The sequence below is a fragment of the Oceaniradius stylonematis genome (genome assembly GCF_965223445.1).
GTDB lineage: Bacteria > Pseudomonadota > Alphaproteobacteria > Rhizobiales > Rhizobiaceae > Roseitalea > Roseitalea stylonematis.
In genome coordinates this window covers 560,047-577,472 of sequence record NZ_OZ244994.1, presented here as the reverse complement: position 1 = coordinate 577,472, position 17,426 = coordinate 560,047, and the positions used below count along the sequence as shown (strand labels likewise).

Genomic DNA, 17,426 nt, shown 5'->3' with positions numbered 1-17,426 from the left:
GCAATCGTGTGCAAGCGCGCGGCCACCACGTACAGGGAGGTACGAATGGCTGAGATCCAGCTTCGCAATGTGTCCAAGCGCTGGGGCAGTTTCGTCGGCGTTGACGATTTCAACCTGACGATCGCGGACGAGGAGTTTCTCGTTCTGCTTGGCCCGTCGGGGTGCGGCAAGACCACCACCATGCGGATGATCGCGGGGCTCGAGGATGTCACCGAGGGCACGATCTCGATCGACGGGCAGGTGGTCAACGATCTCGATCCCAAGGATCGCGACATCGCCATGGTGTTCCAGAGCTACGGGCTCTATCCGAACATGAATGTCTACGAGAACATCCGCTTTCCGCTGAAAGTGCGGAAGGTGGATGCCGACAGCCATGACGAGCGCGTCAAGCGTGCGGCGGCGATGGTCGAACTCGAACCGTTCATGCACCGCAAGCCGGCCGAACTGTCCGGCGGCCAGCGCCAGCGCGTGGCGCTCGCGCGCGCCATCGTGCGCGAGCCGAACGTCTTCCTGATGGACGAGCCGCTGTCGAACCTCGACGCCAAGCTGCGCGTATCGACCCGGGCGCAGATCAAGAACCTCAGCCATGAACTCAAGGTGACGACGATCTACGTCACGCATGACCAGATCGAGGCGATGACGCTGGCCGACCGGGTCGTGGTGATGAAGCAGGGCGTCGTCCAGCAGGTGGGCACGCCGACCGAGATCTACGACCGGCCGGCCAACACCTTCGTTGCCGGCTTCATCGGTTCGCCCGCCATGAACCTGATGGAAGGCACGCTTCAAGGCGGAACGTTCACCGGCGACCGTGTCTCGATTTCCGGCCTGAATGGCCCGAACGGGCCTGTCACGCTCGGCTTCCGCGCCGAAGACGCCCATGTCGGCGATGACCAGGGCGAGATCAGCGCGCCTGTCTACACGATGGAGCTTCTGGGCGATGCCACGATGATCGCCGTGCGCGCCGGCGGCGCGATGGTTTCGGTCAAGGCGCACAAGGAGTTCCGCGCCGAGATCGGCGACACGGTGAGCCTGTCGGTATCGCCGGAGATCTGCCACCTGTTCGATGCGCAGACGGGCGCGCGCATCGCCGCGGAATGATCCGCAAACTACTACGGCGAGCGCGATCGGATGCGCCCGCCAGCCAAAGGGAGAAAACCATGAAATTGAAGACCTTGTTGATGGCCGGTGCGGTGTCGCTGTTGGCCACGGCCGGCGCGCAGGCCGATTGCGCATTCGAGAACGAAGTAACCGTCAAGTCGCTGTCGGCCGGCTTTGAAGCGTGGAAGGCGGTGACGGATGCGATGGCCGAATGCGGCAATGTCGAAGCCGAACTCGATCAGGAGTTCCGCACCAAGCAGCCCGCCGCGTTCGCAGCCAACCCGTCGCTTTACCACATTGGCGGCGTTTCGAACGGCACGGTCACGCCGCTGCTCAACGAGGGCACGATCCGGCCGCTCGACGACCTGATCGCCGCGCACGGCCAGAACCTTGCCCCCAACCAGCTCATCAAGATCAATGGCGAGACCATGGCGGTCGCGATGATGGTCAACACGCAGCACCTGATGTACCGCGAGGACATTTTCGACGATCTGGGCCTTGAAGTGCCGTCAACATGGGATGGTGTGCTCGAAGCGGCTGCCGCCATCAAGGAAGCCGGCGTCGTCGACTATCCGCTCGGTGCGACGATGAAGTCGGGCTGGAACCTGGCCCAGGACTTCAACAACATGTTCCTGGGCTTTGGCGGCCAGTTCACCGGTGCCGACTCGATGCCGACGGTTAACACCGAAGCCGGCATGAAGGCGCTCGACATGATGATGCGCATGACCGAGTACATGGATCCCGAATATCTGGTGTCGGACTCCACCTACGTGCAGCAGCAGTTTCAGCAGGGCAAGATCGCCATGGCGAACCTGTGGGCCAGCCGCGGCGCGGCCATGGACGACGAGGCCGAGAGCCAGGTCGTCGGCAAGGTCAACGCCGCCGCCGCACCGCTCGCCATGGAAGGCGGCGCGCCGGCCACGACGCTTTGGTGGGACGGCATCGTCATCGCCAAGAACATTTCCGACGAGGAGGCCGAGGCTGCGTTCCGCGTGGCCATGGAGGGCCTCGACACGGAGATGGTGACGGCCAACAACGACGATGCGATCTGGCTGATTTCGGGCTATGAGCCGAACCGTCTGGCCCAGGGCGCCATCGCCACGGCCAGTGCCGATCCGGCGCCGCAATCCTACCCGTCGACCAGCCAGATGGGCCTCATGCACACCGCGCTCGGCAATGAGCTTCCGGCCTTCTTCACCGGCGAACGCGATGCCGCGGCGACACTCGAAGCCATCGAGGAAGCCTACATCACGGCGGCCAAGGAAGCCGGCCTGATCGAATAAGGACCGGGGCGGCGCTCTGCGGGCGGCCTGTCCGCCTGCGGAGCAGCCCCGGACTTTCCGGCACGGGAGGCGATCATGAAATTCAGGACACTGGCGTGGTTCGTGGGGCCGTCGGTCTTCATGATGGTGCTGTTCATCGCCTTCCCGCTTGCCAGCGTCTTTCTGCAGAGCTTCCAGATCACCCAGCCGGTCGTCGAGACCGTCGAAGTCGAGACCTGCACACCCGGCTTTGTCGGCCAGACCTGCGTCACGGAGACAAAGACGACGCCGGTCCTGGATGAGTTCGGCAATCCGCAGACGACGACCGAATGGGTCGGGCTCCTGAGCTATGCGCGGGTGCTGCAACTGGACCAGGTGGGCGCGGCGATCGCCGGCGGCACCTGGAGCTCCATTCTGGCCATCGACTTCTGGAAAGCGCTGCGCTTCACGCTGACCTTCACGCTCGTCACCCTGCCGCTGGTGATCGGGCTCGGCCTGGCGATCGCGCTCGCCGTCAACAATGCGGCCCGTTCGATCCGCGGCCAGATCATCTTCGTGTCGCTTCTGCCCTTCATCATAACGCCCGTCATCGGCGCGCTGTCGATCCGCTGGCTTTTCTATGGCGACGGCATCGTCACGGCCCTGCTCGAGGACATGCTGGCCACCGACATTTCCGTTGCCGCCAATGGCTGGGCGATCGAGCTGCTGATGATGTTCTACCGCGTCTGGCATGTGGCGCCGTTCGCCTTTGTCATCTTCTATGCCGGACTACAGACGGTCAATCAGGATACGCTCGAAAGCGCCATCATCGACGGGGCGAGCCGGTTCGAGCGTCTGCGCTATGTGGTCGTCCCGCATCTGATGCCGCTGATCATCTTCGTGGCGCTGATCCACCTGATGGATGCCTACCGCGCCTTCGAGGAGGTGGTCGGCTTCTCCTCGCAGGCACACCGCATAACGCTGCAATGGCTGACCTATGACCTTCTGGAGCCGGACGATGCGGGCAACCGGGCGATCAGCCGCGCCTCGGCGAGCGCCATGCTGACCATGATCGGCATCGTCATCCTGCTGATCCCGCTGCTGCGCCGCACCTGGCGCGACCACAAGGGGAGTGCGCACTGATGGCAACGCCCAAAGCGCTCCAGCAACCGTTCTCGCTGCGGTTCGCCTCTGCCTCCTTCCTGGCCTTCTGGTGCCTGATTGCCGCCTTTCCGATTTTCTGGATCGCGGTGATGAGCTTCAAATCGCCGGTCGATGCGTTCTCGGCCAACCCGCTCGACGTGATTTTCGGGCCGACGACCCGCGCCGGCGGCGACGGTCTTTCGATCCTCGACATCGCGATCGGCCTTGCGGTCCTGATCGCCGCCGTGCGATTGGCTTTCACCCGGCTTCCCAAATGGGTCGACCGGTTGTCGCCGCAGGGCATGACCGTCATCGGCTGGCTTGTCGGTGCCGGCGCCTATGCGATCGGGTTTCTGGTCGTCTTCTTCGGCATTCTGCCGGCGGTGCTCGGGGTGCTCAACTCCGTCGCCGGTCCGCTGGGCGCACCGGTTTTGGGGCTGACCGCCGAGCACTATTATTCCGTCTGGATCGAAAATGGCTTCTGGCGCAACTTCCAGAATTCGCTGATCGTTACCGCCGGCGTGGTGACGATTTCGCTGACGGTCGGCACGCTGGCCGGCTATGGGCTGGCGCGGTCGGGCTCCAACCTTGCCTTCTGGATCCTGATCATCGCGCTGATCTTCCGCGCACTGCCCCATTCGGTTCTGGTGGCTGGCTATCTGCCGGTCTTCATCAATTCTGCGGAGATCCTGCGGCCGATCCTGGGCGACAACGCGCCGACGCTCTACGGCCAGCCGCTGGCGGTGATCGCCGTGCTGGTCGCGATCAACCAGCCCTTCACGATCTGGATGCTGCGCTCGTTCTTCCAGAACATCCCCAACGAACTGGACGAGGCGGCGCGCGTCGATGGCTGCACCCATTTCCAGGCGTTCCGGTGGGTGATCATGCCGGTCATGTGGCCCGGCGTGATCACGACGGGCCTGTTCTCGTTCCTCCTCGCCTACAACGATCTTCTGGTGACCTCGCTGCTGCTGGATGCGCAGAACCAGACCATGGTCCCGGCGATTGCCGGCTATTTCAACCGCGAGACGACGACGACCGACCAGGTCGAGGCCGTGGCCGCCGCCGTCTCGATCACCGCGCCGCTGTTCCTGCTGGTGATGATCTTCCAGCGCCAGATCGTCAGCGGCCTGACCGCGGGAGCCGTCAAAGGATGAAGGGGTCAAGACCCGAACAGGCGGTGCTCAGCCGCGATACGGACATGTCGAAGACCGAGGATACGCGCCGCGTCATCGAGACGATGGTCGACGGGCTCAACGATCACCGCATCGCCGACATGGGCGAGTTCTTTGCCGAGAGCTTTCGCTGGATGGGCAATTTCGGCTGCGGCACCAAGACCGGTCTGCGCGAGTTCCAGGACCATTGGCAGCGGCCGTTCCAGGCGGCGTTTTCCGACAAGGTCTGCGTCGACGAGGCACGGCTCTATATGGGCGAGTGGGCGGCCGCTTTCGGTCGTCAGGAGGCGACCCATTCGGGCGCCTTCATGGGCGTTGCGCCAACCGGCAAGCGCGTTGAAATCCGCTACATGGATTTCTGGAAGGTGGTCGACGGCAAGATCGTCGACAATTGGGTGATGGTCGATTTCCCCCATGTTCTGGCGCAGCTGGGCGTCGACGTGTTCGGCGGCGAGGGCTGGGAAGCCTTCGACCGGGGCGAGCGGATGCCGCCGCGCCCGCGGAGCGAGGCTGCGGCATGACGATGCCGGTCGACCGTCATTCCGCCCACAAGGCGGCCGTCGCACCGCTTCGGGCCGCGATGTACGATTTCACCGAAGAGGGCGTGAAGGCCGCGCTCAACGCGCTTTTGGCGCCCGACGCACCGGTGCGGCTGGCGCATCCGCTGGGCGAGATGGAAGGGCCAGGAGCGCTGTACGAGACGGCCTATGCGCCGCTTTTCTCCGCCTTGCCCGATCTTGAGCGGCGCGACTACATTGTCATGGCGGGCGGGACTGAAGAGGGTGCCGACTGGGTCGGGTGCGGCGGCTACTACACCGGCACGTTTGTCGCGCCGTGGCTCGACATTCCGCCGACCGGCCATCAGGTCGCCATGCGCTTTCACGAGTTCTTCCGCTTCGAGGATGGCCGCGTCACCGAGATGCAGGCGCTGTGGGACATCCCAGAGGTGATGATCCAGGCCGGTGCTTGGCCGATGGCGCCGACGCTCGGCCGCGAATGGCAGGTGCCGGGACCGGCGACGATGGACGGTCTGGTCCGCGGGCCGCGCGACGAGGCACGCAGTGCGGTGTCGTGCCAGCATGTGATCGATATGCTCGAGGCGCTCAAGCGCCATCCGTCCCAGGGCGGGCCGGACGTCATGGAGATGGAGCGTTTCTGGCATCCGAAGATGAACTGGTACGGCCCTTCGGGCATTGGCACGGGGCGCGGCATTGCGGGCTTCCGTAACTGGCACCAGATCCCGTTCCTCAATGCGATGCCCGATCGCGGCCGGTATGTCGACGAGATCGTCTATCACTTCTTCGGCGACGGCGACTATGTGGCTGTCACGGGCTGGCCGAACATGATCCAGACCGTGACCCATGACGGCTGGATGGGTATCGCGCCATCTGGCAAGCGCATCACCATGCGCAGCCTTGATTTCTGGCGCATCGAGAACGGGCTGATCCGCGAAAACTGGGTGCTGGTGGACCTTCTGGATGCCTACCGGCAGCTGGGCGTCGACGTGTTCGCCCGGCTGCGCGAGTTCAACAAGGCGCGCTCGATGGCGCCGATTCCGTTTCCGGTCGGAGAACCGTGATGGCGCACGAAAGGGTCACCTCGATCGATGTCGCCCGGCTCGCCGGTGTCAGCCGTTCGGCCGTGAGCCGGGTCTTCACGCCCGGCGCGAGCGTTTCGGCCCATACGGCCGAAAAGGTGCGCGATGCTGCCGAGAAACTGGGGTATCGGCCCAACGTGCTGGCGCGTTCGCTGATCACCGGGCGCAGCCGGATGATCGGGCTCGTCGTCGCCTATCTGGACAATTACTTCTATCCCGAGGCGCTTGAAAAGCTCTCCAACGCGCTGCAGGCCGAGGGCTACCATGTCCTGATCTTCATGGCCTCGCAGACCGCGGGCAATATCGACACCGTGCTCGAGGAGATCCTCGATTATCAGGTCGATGGCATCATCATGGCGTCGGTGGCGTTGTCGTCGGAACTGACGGCGCGCTGCCAGGCCGCCGGCGTGCCGGTCATGCTGTTCAACCGGGCGCAGGACGATGCGGGCATTTCGGCGGTCACCTCCGACAACCGTGCCGGCGGGCGGGCGGTGGCGCGATTCCTGCTCGACGGGGGGCACAAGCGGTTCGGCCACATTGCCGGCTGGGAAGGGGCCTCGACCCAGCGCGACCGCGAACAGGGATTTGCCGACGGATTGGGCGAAGCGGGGATCGACCGCTATGACCGGGAGGTCGGCAATTTCCAGATCGACGAGGCGCGGGCGGCGGCACGGCGCATGTTCGACCGGGCCGACCGTCCGGATGCGGTCTTTGCGGCCAATGACCACATGGCGTTCGCCGTCATGGACGTCTTGCGCTACGAATTGGGTCTGTCGGTGCCCGGCGACGTGTCGGTCGTCGGGTTCGACGATGTGCCGCCCGCCTCATGGCCGGCCTACGACCTGACGACCGTCCGCCAGCGCGCCAATCTGATGGTCGAGCGCACCGTCGCGACGCTGTTGAAGATGATCGAGCAACCCGGCGCCGGCGCCGAGCAGCACGTGCTGCCCGCACCATTGGTCGTGCGGGGCTCGGCGCGCATACCCGAGGGTTGGGACACATGAAGGGCTTTGACGACCGGTTCACCGATTTTCCCGACTACATTTTGGGCATCACCAAGGAAATCTGGGAAGATCGCGGCATCCACACGCTGCACCGCTATTATGCCGACGACATCGTCGTGCGTTCGCCCGGTTCTGTGGTGGTCGGCAATCAGGGCGTCATCGCCGCGACGATGGCGACGCTGGCCGAGTTTCCAGACCGGCAATTGCTGGGCGAAGACGTGATCTGGTGCGGCACGCCCGAGACCGGGATGCTGTCCTCGCACCGTATCGTATCGACGGCGACGCATGAGGGCGACGGCGTCTATGGCGCGGCCACGGGCACCAGACTGACCTACCGCATCCTTGCGGACTGCCATGCCATCGACAACCGGATCGACGATGAATGGCTGATCCGCGATCAGGGCGCCATCGTGCGGCAGATGGGCTGGGACCCGGCCGACTATGCCCGCACGCAGATCGATCGCGAGGGTGGACCGGACGCCTGCGTCCAACCGCTGACGCCGGCGAACGACCGGCCGGGACCCTACGGGGGCAAGGGCAATGATGACGCCTATGGCGCGCGTTACGCCGACATGCTGACGCGCATCATGGATGCCGAGATGGCGGTGATCGGTACCGAATATGACCGGGGATGCCATCTGGAACATCCTGGCGGCGCGACCGCGCACGGACGCGAGGCGGCCGACCGGTTCTGGATGGGCCTGCGCGCATCCTTCCCTTCGGCGACTTTCAGCATCGACCATGTGATGGGCAATCAGGACGCGATGATGAGCCCGCGCGCGGCGGTGCGCTGGTCGCTGACCGGAAAGCATGACGGGTGGGGCGCGTTTGGCCGTCCAACCGGCGCCGACGTCTACGTTTTGGGCATCGTCCACGCCGAATACGGCCCGCGCGGCCTTCGGCGCGAATATGTGCTCTATGACGAAACGGCGATCTGGAAGCAGATCGCTCTGCAGACGGGATAGGGGCTGCCGCTCATGACCAGAATTGCAACCACGCATGTCGGCTCGCTGCCGCGCACGCAAAAGGTCGTCGACTTCATCTTCGCCCGCGAACGCGAGGAGCCATACGACCCCGCCGAATTCGATGCGGCGATGACCGAGGCCGTCGGCGAAACCGTGCGCCGCCAGGTCGAGTCGGGCATCGACATCGTCTCGGACGGCGAAACCTCGAAAATCTCCTATGCGACCTACGTCAAGGATCGCTACACCGGCTTTTCCGGCGACAGCCCGCGCAACGCGCCGGCCGATCTCAAGCGGTTTCCCACATTCCTGCAGCGCCTCGCCGACGATGGCGGCACGCCGAAATATGCGCGGCCCATGTGCACCGGCGAGGTTCGCTCGAAGGGGCAGGGCGAACTGCAAAAGGACATCGCCAACCTCAAGGCCGGCATCGAGACGCACGGCGCGGCGCGCGGCTTCATGAACGCGGCATCGCCCGGCGTGATCTCGCTGTTCCTGCAGAACGAGCATTATCCGACTCGCGGTGCCTATCTCGCCGCGCTCGCCGACGCGATGCGCGCCGAATATGAGACGATCGTCGCCGCCGGTCTCGACCTGCAGCTCGATTGCCCCGATCTGGCGCTGTCGCGCCACATGCTGTTCACCGACCTTTCCGACGCCGAGTTCGTGAAGATCGCCGAGAGCCATGTCGAGGCGCTCAACCATGCGCTCGAGAACGTGCCGCAGGAGCGGGTGCGTGTGCATATCTGCTGGGGCAATTATGAAGGCCCGCATGTGTGTGACATCGACATGGCGCAGGTTTTTCCCGTGCTGATGAAAGCCAAGGCGCGCTACGTTCTGTTCGAAACGTCCAACCCGCGCCATGCCCATGAGTGGACCGTGTTCCGCGACCGGAAAGCCGAGATTCCCGACGATCGTATCCTCGTTCCGGGTGTGGTCGACACAACGACCAATTTCGTCGAGCACCCCGAACTCGTGGCCCAGCGGATCGAGCGTTTCGTCGGCATTGTCGGCGCCGACCGGGTGATCGCCGGCTCCGATTGCGGTTTCGGAACCTTTGCCGGCTTCGGCGCGGTCGACCCGGAGATCGCCTATGCCAAGCTGGCCACGCTTGCCCAAGGCGCGCAACTGGTATCGGAGCGTCTCTGACGCCATGGCCCGCGAAACGCTTTGCCTCCTCCCGGGCATGATGTGCGACGGGCGGCTGTTTGCGCCTCAGGTCGATGCGCTCGGCACCGACCATGACATCGTCATTGGCGACATCACCGGCGCCGAGACGATGGCCGGGCTGGCGGACGGTCTGCTTGCGCAACTGCCGGATCGCTTTAACCTGGCCGGCCTGTCGATGGGCGGCATCGTCGCCCAGGAGATGGCGCGCAAGGCACCCGGACGCGTCATGCGCCTCGCGCTGCTCGATACGAGCTTCGGAGCCGACAGCGACCGCCGCAAGGCCATCCGCGACGATCAGATCGCACGCGCGCGAGCCGGCGGGCTGCGCGAGCTCTTCTTGACCGAAATGAAGCCGCACTATCTGGCCGAGGCGAACAGTGCAGACACCGACCTCAACCGCCTGTTCCTCGACATGGCGATGATCCTTGGACCTGATGTGTTCGCGCGTCAGTCGTTGGCCTTGCGCGACCGGCCGGACCAGACCGGCACGCTGTCGGGCTTTGCGGGTCCGTCACTGGTCCTGTGTGGCGCCGAGGATCGTATGTGCCCGCCCGTCATCCACGAGCAGATGGCCGCGCTGTTGCCGGACGCCGATCTCGTGATCGTCGAAGGCGCCGGCCATATCACGACGCTCGAGGCACCCGACGCGGTCAATGCGGCGCTTGCCGCCTGGCTGGCCCGTCCGGCGTAACAACGGAATTGGAGGGTTGCCGGACCGCCGTCACCAAGGCCGCCTGCTGCCATGTGCTGGAAGGTCATGGGCCGGTCAGCGCGGCAGGCGATCGGCCAACTTGGCAATGGCGGCTTCGTCGACATTGGCGAAGGCCACCCGCAGATAGGCATCCAGTCCGTCGCCGAAGCAGGCGCCGGGAACGGTCACGATGCCCGCCTTCTGCGCCAGATACCGTGCGATCTCGGTCGATCTCAGCTCATCGAACGGGTGGCGCACGAAGGCGAAATAGGCGCCGATCGCATCGATCGACCAGCCCGCCGCGTGTGCCAGCGCGCCCTGCAGCGCTGTTGCGCGGTCGGCGATCACCTGCCGGTTGGCTTCGCGCCAGCCTTGCAGTGCGGGAATGGCACGCGCCACCGCGGCCTGCGGTGCCCTTGGCGCGCAGATCTGAAGATTGTCCATCACCTTGGCGATCTCGGCGATGACCGGCGCGCCGGCGGTGACCGCGCCGAGCCGGTGGCCGGGAATGCAGAAACTCTTGGAAAAGCTGTAAAGCCCGATGAGCGTGTCGCGCCAGTCCGGCTGTTCGAAAAGGCGGTGCGGCGTACCGGCGCCCGGCGGCAGAAAGTCCCGATAGGTCTCGTCGATGATCAGCCAGACGCCCCGCTTGCGGCATATGGCGAAAAGTTCGGAGAGCAGGTCGGGCGGATAGACCGCACCGGTGGGGTTGTTGGGTGTGACGATGGCGAGCGCGCGCACGCTGTCGTGGATCGCATCGGCGATTTGTGCCGGATCGGGCAGGAAGCCATGGGCCGGATCGCAGGTGACGGTTCTGGCGGAAATGCCGAGCATGGCCAGTGTCGTCGCCTGGTTGAAATAGTTCGGATTGGTCAGCAACATCGTATCGCCGGGACCGGCCAGCGCCATGGCGGCGGCGAAGAAGGCCTGGTTGCAGCCGGCGGTGACGTGGATGTCGTCCGGCGCGATGTCGGCGCCATAAAGGGCGGCGGACCATTCGGCGTAGGCGGCACGCAGGGCCGGTTCGCCCTCGATATCGCCATAACCGGCGCAGGCGGGAGAGGCCGCCATCTCGCCGAGCCATCCCAACAGGTCCGGGTGCGGCGGATAGCCGGGTACCGCCTGCGACATGTCGATCGGCGGGCCGAGCGCGCCGTCATAGTCACGCGCCCAGCGCATGATTTCGGGAATGGGCGGCGGGGCAACGCCGGCGACGAGCGGATTGAAGGGCGGGTGGGTCATCGTGATGTCCGGAACGGCGCGGTGTCAGGTGCGCTTGCGGGCGGTCTGGCGAACCCGCTTTGCGTTGGCGGGCGACTTGCCCGTACGGCTGCCGGCGCTCTTGCGCAAGGCCCGGCGCGCGACGAGATGCGGTTCGACGCGCGCGTCGGGTTCCTCGATCTGCTCGGTCAGCCAGGTGATGAACATCTCGACGATCGGCGCGGCGCGCACATCGTTGCGGCAGGCCAGAAAGAAGCTGTGAGACGCTGGCACGGCAAGATTTAGCGGCGCCACCAACTGGCCCCGTTTGAGCATGCCGGCGACCGTCAGGCTGTCGCCAAGGGCCACGCCATGGCCGACGAGTGCGGCCTCCATGGCAAGGCGGGCATCGCTCATGAAATGGTGCGGACCGCGCTCCAGGTCGAGCGCATCGGCGGCGGTCAGCCACGTCCGCCACTCCATGCCGTCGTCGGCGTGCAGGATGGTATGTTTTGCGATGTCGCGAACCGACCGAACCGGATGGGTGTTGAGCAATGACGGGCTGACCACCGGAAAAAGGTTCAGCCGCGTCCACAGCCTGACCCAGCAGTCGGGCCAGCTGCCATCGCCATAAAGGATGGCGATGTCGATGTCCGGATTCTGGATCTGTCCGGCGTCGTTGCCCGCATGCACGCTCAGGCGGACCTGCGGGAAGCGGGCGGTGAAATCGGTCAGCCGCGGGATCAGCCAGAGCGACAAAAGCGCCGGAACGCAGGAGACCGAAAGGCTGCCCGAGGTTGCCGGACGGGTCATCCGCGTGGTGGCCGCCGCGATTTCGTCGAAGGCCGAGGAAACCGACGGCAGCAGTTCGGCGCCGTGTTCGGTCAGATCGAGCTGACGGCCCTCGCGGCGGAACAAGGAAACTCCGAGTGCCGCTTCCAGCGCCTTGATCTGGTGGCTGACCGCGCCATGGGTGACCGACAGTTCAAGCGCGGCCTTGGTCAGCGACCGGTTGCGGGCGGTCGCCTCGAAGGCGCGCAGCGGATTGAGCGGGGGCAGGCGGCGTTTCATATGCTGTCATTGATGTGAGAAATGTTCACAGAAATCTCTCTAACAATATCAATTGATTTTTCAAAGGACGCTTGCGACGCTTTCATCGTCAATTCGGCGGTGGAGCGGCATGAACGAAAAGAAGCTGAATGCCCTGCGCGACAAGTATGGCGAGGGCCATGGCGGGCAAATTCACGATCGCGCATTCCGCGCGGTCGGAGACCGTATCTTTTCGAAGGACGGCACGCGCCTTGCTCCCTATGCGGGGCTGCCCACGCTTCTCAGCGCGCCCTACCGGCCGATCGATCCCGCAGCACCCGACCTGTCGGGGCTTCAGGTCGCCCTGTTCGGCGTGCCTATGGACCTCGGCGTCACCAACCGGAACGGTTCGCGGTTCGGGCCCAGGGCTTTGCGCGCCATCGAACGGATCGGACCCTACAATCACGTGCTGGAGACGGCGCCGGCTTTCGATCTGGCTGTCGCCGACATTGGCGACGTGCCGTTTGCCAGCCGTTTTCGGCTCGAACAGAGCCATGACGACATCGAACGCTATGTCGATGCGATCGTCGCCGCCGGCGTTGCCCCGCTGGCCGCCGGCGGCGATCATTCGATCAGCCATCCGATCCTCAAATCGGTCGGGCGTGAACGTCCGGTCGGCATGATCCATATCGACGCCCACTGCGATACGGGCGGCGCGTTCGATGGCACCAAGTTCCATCATGGCGGACCGTTCCGCAACGCGGTGCTTGACGGCGTTCTCGATCCCGAGCGGACAATCCAGATCGGCATTCGCGGCTCGGCGGAATATCTGTGGGAGTTCTCGGCGGAAAGCGGCATGAGCGTGATCCATGCCGAAGAGGTGCCGCATCTGGGTATCGCCGAAGTGGCCCGCCGGGCGCTTGCTGTCGTCGGCGACGGCCCGGTCTACCTGTCGTTCGACATCGATTCCATCGATCCGGCGTTTGCGCCGGGCACGGGAACGCCGGAAGTGGGCGGCCTGACGACACGCGAGGTTCTTGAATTGCTGCGCGCGCTCAAGGGTGTCAACCTGGTCGGCGGCGACGTGGTCGAGGTGGCGCCGCAATATGATGCGACCACGAACACGGCGCATGCGGGCGCGCAGGTGTTGTTCGAGATATTGAGCCTGATGGTTTTCAGCCCGGCCATCGGCGCGATAAACACATAGACGGGACAGACGGGCCATGCGGCGGCGGTGCCGATGCGCCGGGCGCTCAAACGCACAAGGGAGACGATGATGACTGAATTGTTCAACAAGGCGATGCGCCGGCGCACGGTGCTTGGCGGCGCGGCGGCGATGGCCGGCACGTTGGCCATGCCGTCCATCCTGCGGGCCCAGGACCGCTCGCTGAAGGTCGGCGTCTATGGCGGCTACTTCAAGGATTCGTTCGACGCCAACATCTTCCCGGTCTTCACCGAAGAGACCGGCATTGCCGTTGAATCGATCGCCGAGCCGACCGGCGAGGCCTGGCTGGTGCAGCTCGAGCAGGCGGCCCGTGCCGGCCAGGCTCCGGCCGACGTGTCGATGATGGCACAGACGCCGACCCGCCGCGGCATGACCACCGATCTTTGGGCGCCGCTGGACCCGTCACGCATTTCCAATTTCGACGATCTTCTGCCGACCTTCGTCGCCGAATATCCCGATGGACGGCTGGCCGGGGTCGGCGCCGTTGCCTGGTACATCACGCTGGTCACCAACACCGACACCTATCCCGAGGCGCCGGAAAGCTGGATGGCGCTGTGGGACGAGGCCAATGCGGACAAGCTCGGCCTTCTTGCGCTGGTCTCGAACTCGTTCCTGCTCGAGGTGACGGCCAAGACGCATATGGGCGGAACCGATGCGCTCGACACCGAAGAGGGCCAGTTGGCCGCGTTCGAGAAGCTCGCCGAGGTCAAGCCGAACGTGCGGTTGTGGTACCGCGACGAGGCGCAGTTCGAGCAGGCGCTGAAGTCGGGCGAGATCCCGATGGGGCAGTACTACCACGATGTGACGGGCCTTGCGGCCGCCGATGGCCATCCGGTGCGGTCGACCTTCCCCAAGGAGGGCGGCATTCTGGATTCGGGCAATTGGTGCCTGTCGCGCGCGTCCGTCAAGTCGGACGAAGCCCATGTCTTCATCGACTTCATGAGCCGGCCGGAAACCCAGGGTCTGCTGTCGCGCAAGGTGGGCACCGCGCCGACGCTTGCACGCGGCGTGCTCGACCTGACCGACGAGGAGTTCTCGGCCGTGTCGTCCGAGATCGATCCGATCGTGCCGCGCTACGATCTTTACACGGAGAAGGGCGACTGGCTGAACCAGAAATGGACCGAGCTGATCGTCGGCTGATTTTGCGATCCCGCCCCGCCGCGGGGATCGCCGGGGCGGGGTGCCATCACATGAGCGGGGGGCGCGATGTCGGGCCTTGAACTGCGTGACGTGACCAAGCGGTTTGGCACGTTCACGGCGGTGGACAGCATCAATCTGAACGTTCCGGACGGCACGTTCGTATGCTTGCTGGGACCGTCCGGCTGCGGCAAGACGACGCTTTTGCGCATGATCGCGGGGCTCGAGGAGCCGACGGACGGGTCCATCGTCATCGATGGCCAGGACATGACGCCCGTGCCCACGCACAAGCGCAATCTGGGCATGGTGTTCCAGTCGCTGGCGCTGTTTCCGCACCTCGATGTGGGCGAGAACATCGCCTATCCGCTGCGCATTCGCGGTATCGACAGCGTCAAACAGAGGGCGCGCGTCGACGAGCTTCTGGAGCTGATCCATCTGTCCGGCTATGCCGACCGGGGCATCTCGCAATTGTCGGGCGGCCAGCGCCAGCGCGTCGCGATCGCCCGCGCGCTCGCGCTCTCGCCGAAACTGTTCCTGCTGGACGAGCCGCTTTCGGCGCTCGATGCCAAGCTGCGCGAAGCGATGCAGGTCGAGTTGCGCCAGTTGCAGCAGCAATTGGGAATCACGACCATCGTCGTGACCCATGACCAGCGCGAGGCGATGACGATGGCCGATCTGGTGGTCGTTATGGGCGAAGCGCGCATACGGCAGGCGGCGGCGCCCGTTGAGATCTACCGGCAGCCGGCCGATGCGTTCGTCGCCGACTTCATCGGATCGACCAACCTACTCGATTTCCGGACCGACGGCGCGGGGCGCCTTGAGGTGCTCGGCGGGGTAATTGCCGGCCTTCAAGCGCCCGACGGGCTGGGCCAGGGGCGCATCTCGATCCGGCCCGAGGACGTGCACATCGCCAGTCCAGGCGAGGGCCATGCCGGCACCGTCACTTTCGTGCGCGATCTGGGCGGGACGATAGAGACGTTCGTCGATATCGGCGGCACGACCATCGTCGCGGTGACGACACCGCGTGACAGGACCGGCATCAAGGCCGGCGATCCCGTCGGCGTCGTCTTTCCGCCCGAGGCGTGCGTGGTGCTTGCCCGATGAGGCGCGAACCGCCCAGAAACGCCGCCGATTACGCGCCGATCGTCTTTCCGGGCGCGATGCTGGTGATCTTCTTCGTGATCCCGTTCTCGATCATGCTCGCGGTCAGCTTCTTCCGGCGCAATCCGGCGGGCTTTTATTCGCCCGATTTCGTCTTCGACAATTATGCGCGCTTCCTGTCGCCCTTTTTCGGATCGGTGCTGGGCTTTTCGCTGCTGCTCGCGATCCTGGTGGCCATCATCTGCGTTGCGGTGTCGGTGCCGTTCACGGTCCTTCTGACGCGCGCCTCGCGCCGCGCGCAGACGCTCTGGCTGGTCGCGCTCCTGTCGGTCCTGTCCCTGTCCGAGGTGATCATCGGCTTTTCCTGGTCGACGCTTTTGTCGCGGACCGCTGGCATCACGAACCTGTTCGTCGCGATCGGGCTGATGGAGGCGCCGCGCGCGCTGTTGCCCGGCTTCGGCGCCGTGCTGACGGGCATGGTCTATCAGGCGCTGCCCTACACGATCCTGATCCTCTATCCGGCGATCGTCCGACTCGACCCGACGCTGATGGAAGCGGCGCGGACGCTTGGCGCCTCGCCCACACGGGCGTTCTTCAACGTGGTGATCCCGGCCCTGCGCAACACGATTGTCGCGACGCTGATCATGGTGTTCGTCTTTGCGCTCGGCTCATATCTGCTGCCGCAGATCCTGGGGCGGCCGCGGCACTGGACGCTGTCGGTGCTGATCACCGATCAGGCGATCCTGCAATCCAACATGCCGTTCGCCGCGGCGATGGCGGTCTTCCTTGTCCTCATCTCGCTTGCGCTGGTCGGCCTGACGGTGATGGCCGGCGGCCGAAGGGAGGCATGATGGCTGGCCGGATCCTGCAGCATGTGTTCCTGGGGCTGGTCGGCCTTTTCCTCGCCATGCCGCTGATCGTCGTCGCCGGCGTGTCGGTGAACGAGAAGAAGTCGCTGACCTTCCCGCCGGACGGCCTGTCGCTGGCCTGGTATGGCGAACTCTTCACCGATCCGGGCTGGCGCGGCGCGCTGGTCGCCTCGCTCCTTCTGGCCGCTTTCGCCGCCGCGCTTGCGGTGATCATCGCCCTGCCGCTGGCCTATTTTTTGTGGCGCCGCATCGCGCCCTGGGCCAACGTGTTCCGGCTTCTGGGGGTTGCGCCCTTCATCCTGCCGCCGGTGATCACGGCCTTGGGCTTCCTAAGCTTCTGGGCGACGGCGGGCATGTACGGCCAGCCGGTGACGGCGGTGATCAGCCACGCCATCTTCTTCGTGACGCTGCCGCTGGTGACGATCTCACTGGGTTTCACCACCATCGACCGCGCCCTGCTCGAAGCGGCGGCGACCATGGGCGCCGACGACCGCACCATCGTGCGCACCATCATCCTGCCGCTGATCGTGCCCTACATCATTTCGGGCTATGCGTTTGCGTTCGTTCTGTCGCTGAACGAATACATCATCGCCTACATGACGGTGGGGTTCACCGTCGAGACGCTGCCGATCAAGGTCTTCAATGCGCTGCGCTACGGATACACGCCGACCATGGCGTCGGCATCGGTCGTCTTCGTGCTGCTGGCCGCACTGGTCTTCGGCCTGATCGCCCGGTTTGGCGATATCCGCCGGCTTCTGGGCGCGATGCGGTCGGAGGGCTGACG

Annotated in this window: 17 protein-coding genes; 15 read left to right on the top strand and 2 right to left on the bottom strand. The window is 65.1% G+C overall.

The genetic code is table 11. From position 1 onward, the window contains the following. Window positions 1–45: 45 nt before the first annotated feature. From ACOQOU_RS02950 to ACOQOU_RS02905, 10 genes are all read left to right on the top strand, one after another. Window positions 46–1,098, top strand: coding sequence for an ABC transporter ATP-binding protein (locus ACOQOU_RS02950; protein ID WP_306025946.1), 1,053 nt, complete (start codon window positions 46–48; stop codon window positions 1,096–1,098). Between the two features lie 59 nt (window positions 1,099–1,157). After that, window positions 1,158–2,381, top strand: coding sequence for an ABC transporter substrate-binding protein (locus tag ACOQOU_RS02945; RefSeq protein ID WP_109767707.1), 1,224 nt, complete (start codon window positions 1,158–1,160; stop codon window positions 2,379–2,381). A 75-nt stretch (window positions 2,382–2,456) separates the two neighbouring features. Next, window positions 2,457–3,482 (top strand): carbohydrate ABC transporter permease, encoded by a 1,026-nt coding sequence (locus ACOQOU_RS02940; protein WP_306025945.1) that lies wholly within the window; start codon window positions 2,457–2,459, stop codon window positions 3,480–3,482. Next, entirely contained in the window at window positions 3,482–4,639 is a 1,158-nt protein-coding gene (locus ACOQOU_RS02935; protein WP_109767705.1) for a carbohydrate ABC transporter permease, read from the top strand. The genes ACOQOU_RS02940 and ACOQOU_RS02935 overlap by 1 nt, the downstream gene beginning before the upstream one ends. Beyond that, window positions 4,636–5,178, top strand: coding sequence for an ester cyclase (locus tag ACOQOU_RS02930; RefSeq protein WP_306025944.1), 543 nt, complete (start codon window positions 4,636–4,638; stop codon window positions 5,176–5,178). Before ACOQOU_RS02935 ends, ACOQOU_RS02930 begins: the two co-directional genes overlap by 4 nt. Next, entirely contained in the window at window positions 5,175–6,236 is a 1,062-nt protein-coding gene (locus ACOQOU_RS02925) for an ester cyclase (RefSeq protein WP_306025943.1), read from the top strand. The genes ACOQOU_RS02930 and ACOQOU_RS02925 overlap by 4 nt, the downstream gene beginning before the upstream one ends. Continuing rightward, on the top strand, window positions 6,236–7,258 hold the full coding sequence (locus ACOQOU_RS02920; protein WP_306025942.1) for a LacI family DNA-binding transcriptional regulator: 1,023 nt from the start codon (window positions 6,236–6,238) through the stop codon (window positions 7,256–7,258). Before ACOQOU_RS02925 ends, ACOQOU_RS02920 begins: the two co-directional genes overlap by 1 nt. Beyond that, the gene (locus ACOQOU_RS02915; RefSeq protein ID WP_306025941.1) at window positions 7,255–8,223 is read left to right on the top strand and encodes a nuclear transport factor 2 family protein; all 969 of its coding nucleotides are present in this window, start codon (window positions 7,255–7,257) and stop codon (window positions 8,221–8,223) included. Before ACOQOU_RS02920 ends, ACOQOU_RS02915 begins: the two co-directional genes overlap by 4 nt. A gap of 12 nt (window positions 8,224–8,235) precedes the next feature. Next, window positions 8,236–9,369 carry a cobalamin-independent methionine synthase II family protein gene (locus ACOQOU_RS02910; RefSeq protein WP_306025940.1) on the top strand — a complete coding sequence of 378 codons (1,134 nt, stop codon included), beginning with the start codon at window positions 8,236–8,238 and terminating at the stop codon, window positions 9,367–9,369. Beyond that, window positions 9,314–10,081, top strand: coding sequence for an alpha/beta fold hydrolase (locus ACOQOU_RS02905; RefSeq protein ID WP_306025939.1), 768 nt, complete (start codon window positions 9,314–9,316; stop codon window positions 10,079–10,081). Before ACOQOU_RS02910 ends, ACOQOU_RS02905 begins: the two co-directional genes overlap by 56 nt. 75 nt (window positions 10,082–10,156) lie before the next feature. Here ACOQOU_RS02905 and ACOQOU_RS02900 read toward each other — a convergent pair whose 3' ends face one another. Both ACOQOU_RS02900 and gcvA read right to left on the bottom strand, forming a co-directional pair. Continuing rightward, complete coding sequence (locus ACOQOU_RS02900; protein WP_306025938.1) at window positions 10,157–11,323, bottom strand: aminotransferase; 1,167 nt, start codon at window positions 11,321–11,323, stop codon at window positions 10,157–10,159. Between the two features lie 24 nt (window positions 11,324–11,347). Further along, window positions 11,348–12,352 carry a transcriptional regulator GcvA gene (gene gcvA / locus ACOQOU_RS02895; RefSeq protein ID WP_109767699.1) on the bottom strand — a complete coding sequence of 335 codons (1,005 nt, stop codon included), beginning with the start codon at window positions 12,350–12,352 and terminating at the stop codon, window positions 11,348–11,350. A gap of 109 nt (window positions 12,353–12,461) precedes the next feature. Between gcvA and speB the strand changes: the two genes are divergently transcribed. From speB to ACOQOU_RS02870, 5 genes are all read left to right on the top strand, one after another. After that, window positions 12,462–13,517: an agmatinase gene (speB, locus tag ACOQOU_RS02890; protein ID WP_109767698.1), complete on the top strand. Its 1,056-nt coding sequence runs from the start codon at window positions 12,462–12,464 to the stop codon at window positions 13,515–13,517. A gap of 69 nt (window positions 13,518–13,586) precedes the next feature. Next, window positions 13,587–14,675 carry an ABC transporter substrate-binding protein gene (locus ACOQOU_RS02885; protein ID WP_420578899.1) on the top strand — a complete coding sequence of 363 codons (1,089 nt, stop codon included), beginning with the start codon at window positions 13,587–13,589 and terminating at the stop codon, window positions 14,673–14,675. 66 nt (window positions 14,676–14,741) lie between these two features. Beyond that, a complete protein-coding gene (locus ACOQOU_RS02880) occupies window positions 14,742–15,776 on the top strand; it encodes an ABC transporter ATP-binding protein (protein WP_306025937.1) in 1,035 nt (344 codons plus the stop codon). Then, complete coding sequence (locus tag ACOQOU_RS02875; RefSeq protein WP_109767696.1) at window positions 15,773–16,624, top strand: ABC transporter permease; 852 nt, start codon at window positions 15,773–15,775, stop codon at window positions 16,622–16,624. Before ACOQOU_RS02880 ends, ACOQOU_RS02875 begins: the two co-directional genes overlap by 4 nt. Then, window positions 16,624–17,424 carry an ABC transporter permease gene (locus ACOQOU_RS02870; protein WP_306025936.1) on the top strand — a complete coding sequence of 267 codons (801 nt, stop codon included), beginning with the start codon at window positions 16,624–16,626 and terminating at the stop codon, window positions 17,422–17,424. The genes ACOQOU_RS02875 and ACOQOU_RS02870 overlap by 1 nt, the downstream gene beginning before the upstream one ends. Window positions 17,425–17,426: the final 2 nt, after the last annotated feature.

Excerpts from the sequence above, each read along its gene's own strand:
- ACOQOU_RS02950 (WP_306025946.1), top strand. The coding sequence starts at position 46 with ATGGCTGAGATCCAGCTTCGCAATGTGTCCAAGCGCTGGGGCAGTTTC.
- ACOQOU_RS02945 (WP_109767707.1), top strand. The coding sequence starts at position 1,158 with ATGAAATTGAAGACCTTGTTGATGGCCGGTGCGGTGTCGCTGTTGGCC.
- ACOQOU_RS02940 (WP_306025945.1), top strand. The coding sequence starts at position 2,457 with ATGAAATTCAGGACACTGGCGTGGTTCGTGGGGCCGTCGGTCTTCATG.
- ACOQOU_RS02935 (WP_109767705.1), top strand. The coding sequence starts at position 3,482 with ATGGCAACGCCCAAAGCGCTCCAGCAACCGTTCTCGCTGCGGTTCGCC.
- ACOQOU_RS02930 (WP_306025944.1), top strand. The coding sequence starts at position 4,636 with ATGAAGGGGTCAAGACCCGAACAGGCGGTGCTCAGCCGCGATACGGAC.
- ACOQOU_RS02925 (WP_306025943.1), top strand. The coding sequence starts at position 5,175 with ATGACGATGCCGGTCGACCGTCATTCCGCCCACAAGGCGGCCGTCGCA.
- ACOQOU_RS02920 (WP_306025942.1), top strand. The coding sequence starts at position 6,236 with ATGGCGCACGAAAGGGTCACCTCGATCGATGTCGCCCGGCTCGCCGGT.
- ACOQOU_RS02915 (WP_306025941.1), top strand. The coding sequence starts at position 7,255 with ATGAAGGGCTTTGACGACCGGTTCACCGATTTTCCCGACTACATTTTG.
- ACOQOU_RS02910 (WP_306025940.1), top strand. The coding sequence starts at position 8,236 with ATGACCAGAATTGCAACCACGCATGTCGGCTCGCTGCCGCGCACGCAA.
- ACOQOU_RS02905 (WP_306025939.1), top strand. The coding sequence starts at position 9,314 with ATGCCAAGCTGGCCACGCTTGCCCAAGGCGCGCAACTGGTATCGGAGC.
- ACOQOU_RS02900 (WP_306025938.1), bottom strand. The coding sequence starts at position 11,323 with ATGACCCACCCGCCCTTCAATCCGCTCGTCGCCGGCGTTGCCCCGCCG.
- gcvA (WP_109767699.1), bottom strand. The coding sequence starts at position 12,352 with ATGAAACGCCGCCTGCCCCCGCTCAATCCGCTGCGCGCCTTCGAGGCG.
- speB (WP_109767698.1), top strand. The coding sequence starts at position 12,462 with ATGAACGAAAAGAAGCTGAATGCCCTGCGCGACAAGTATGGCGAGGGC.
- ACOQOU_RS02885 (WP_420578899.1), top strand. The coding sequence starts at position 13,587 with ATGACTGAATTGTTCAACAAGGCGATGCGCCGGCGCACGGTGCTTGGC.
- ACOQOU_RS02880 (WP_306025937.1), top strand. The coding sequence starts at position 14,742 with ATGTCGGGCCTTGAACTGCGTGACGTGACCAAGCGGTTTGGCACGTTC.
- ACOQOU_RS02875 (WP_109767696.1), top strand. The coding sequence starts at position 15,773 with ATGAGGCGCGAACCGCCCAGAAACGCCGCCGATTACGCGCCGATCGTC.
- ACOQOU_RS02870 (WP_306025936.1), top strand. The coding sequence starts at position 16,624 with ATGGCTGGCCGGATCCTGCAGCATGTGTTCCTGGGGCTGGTCGGCCTT.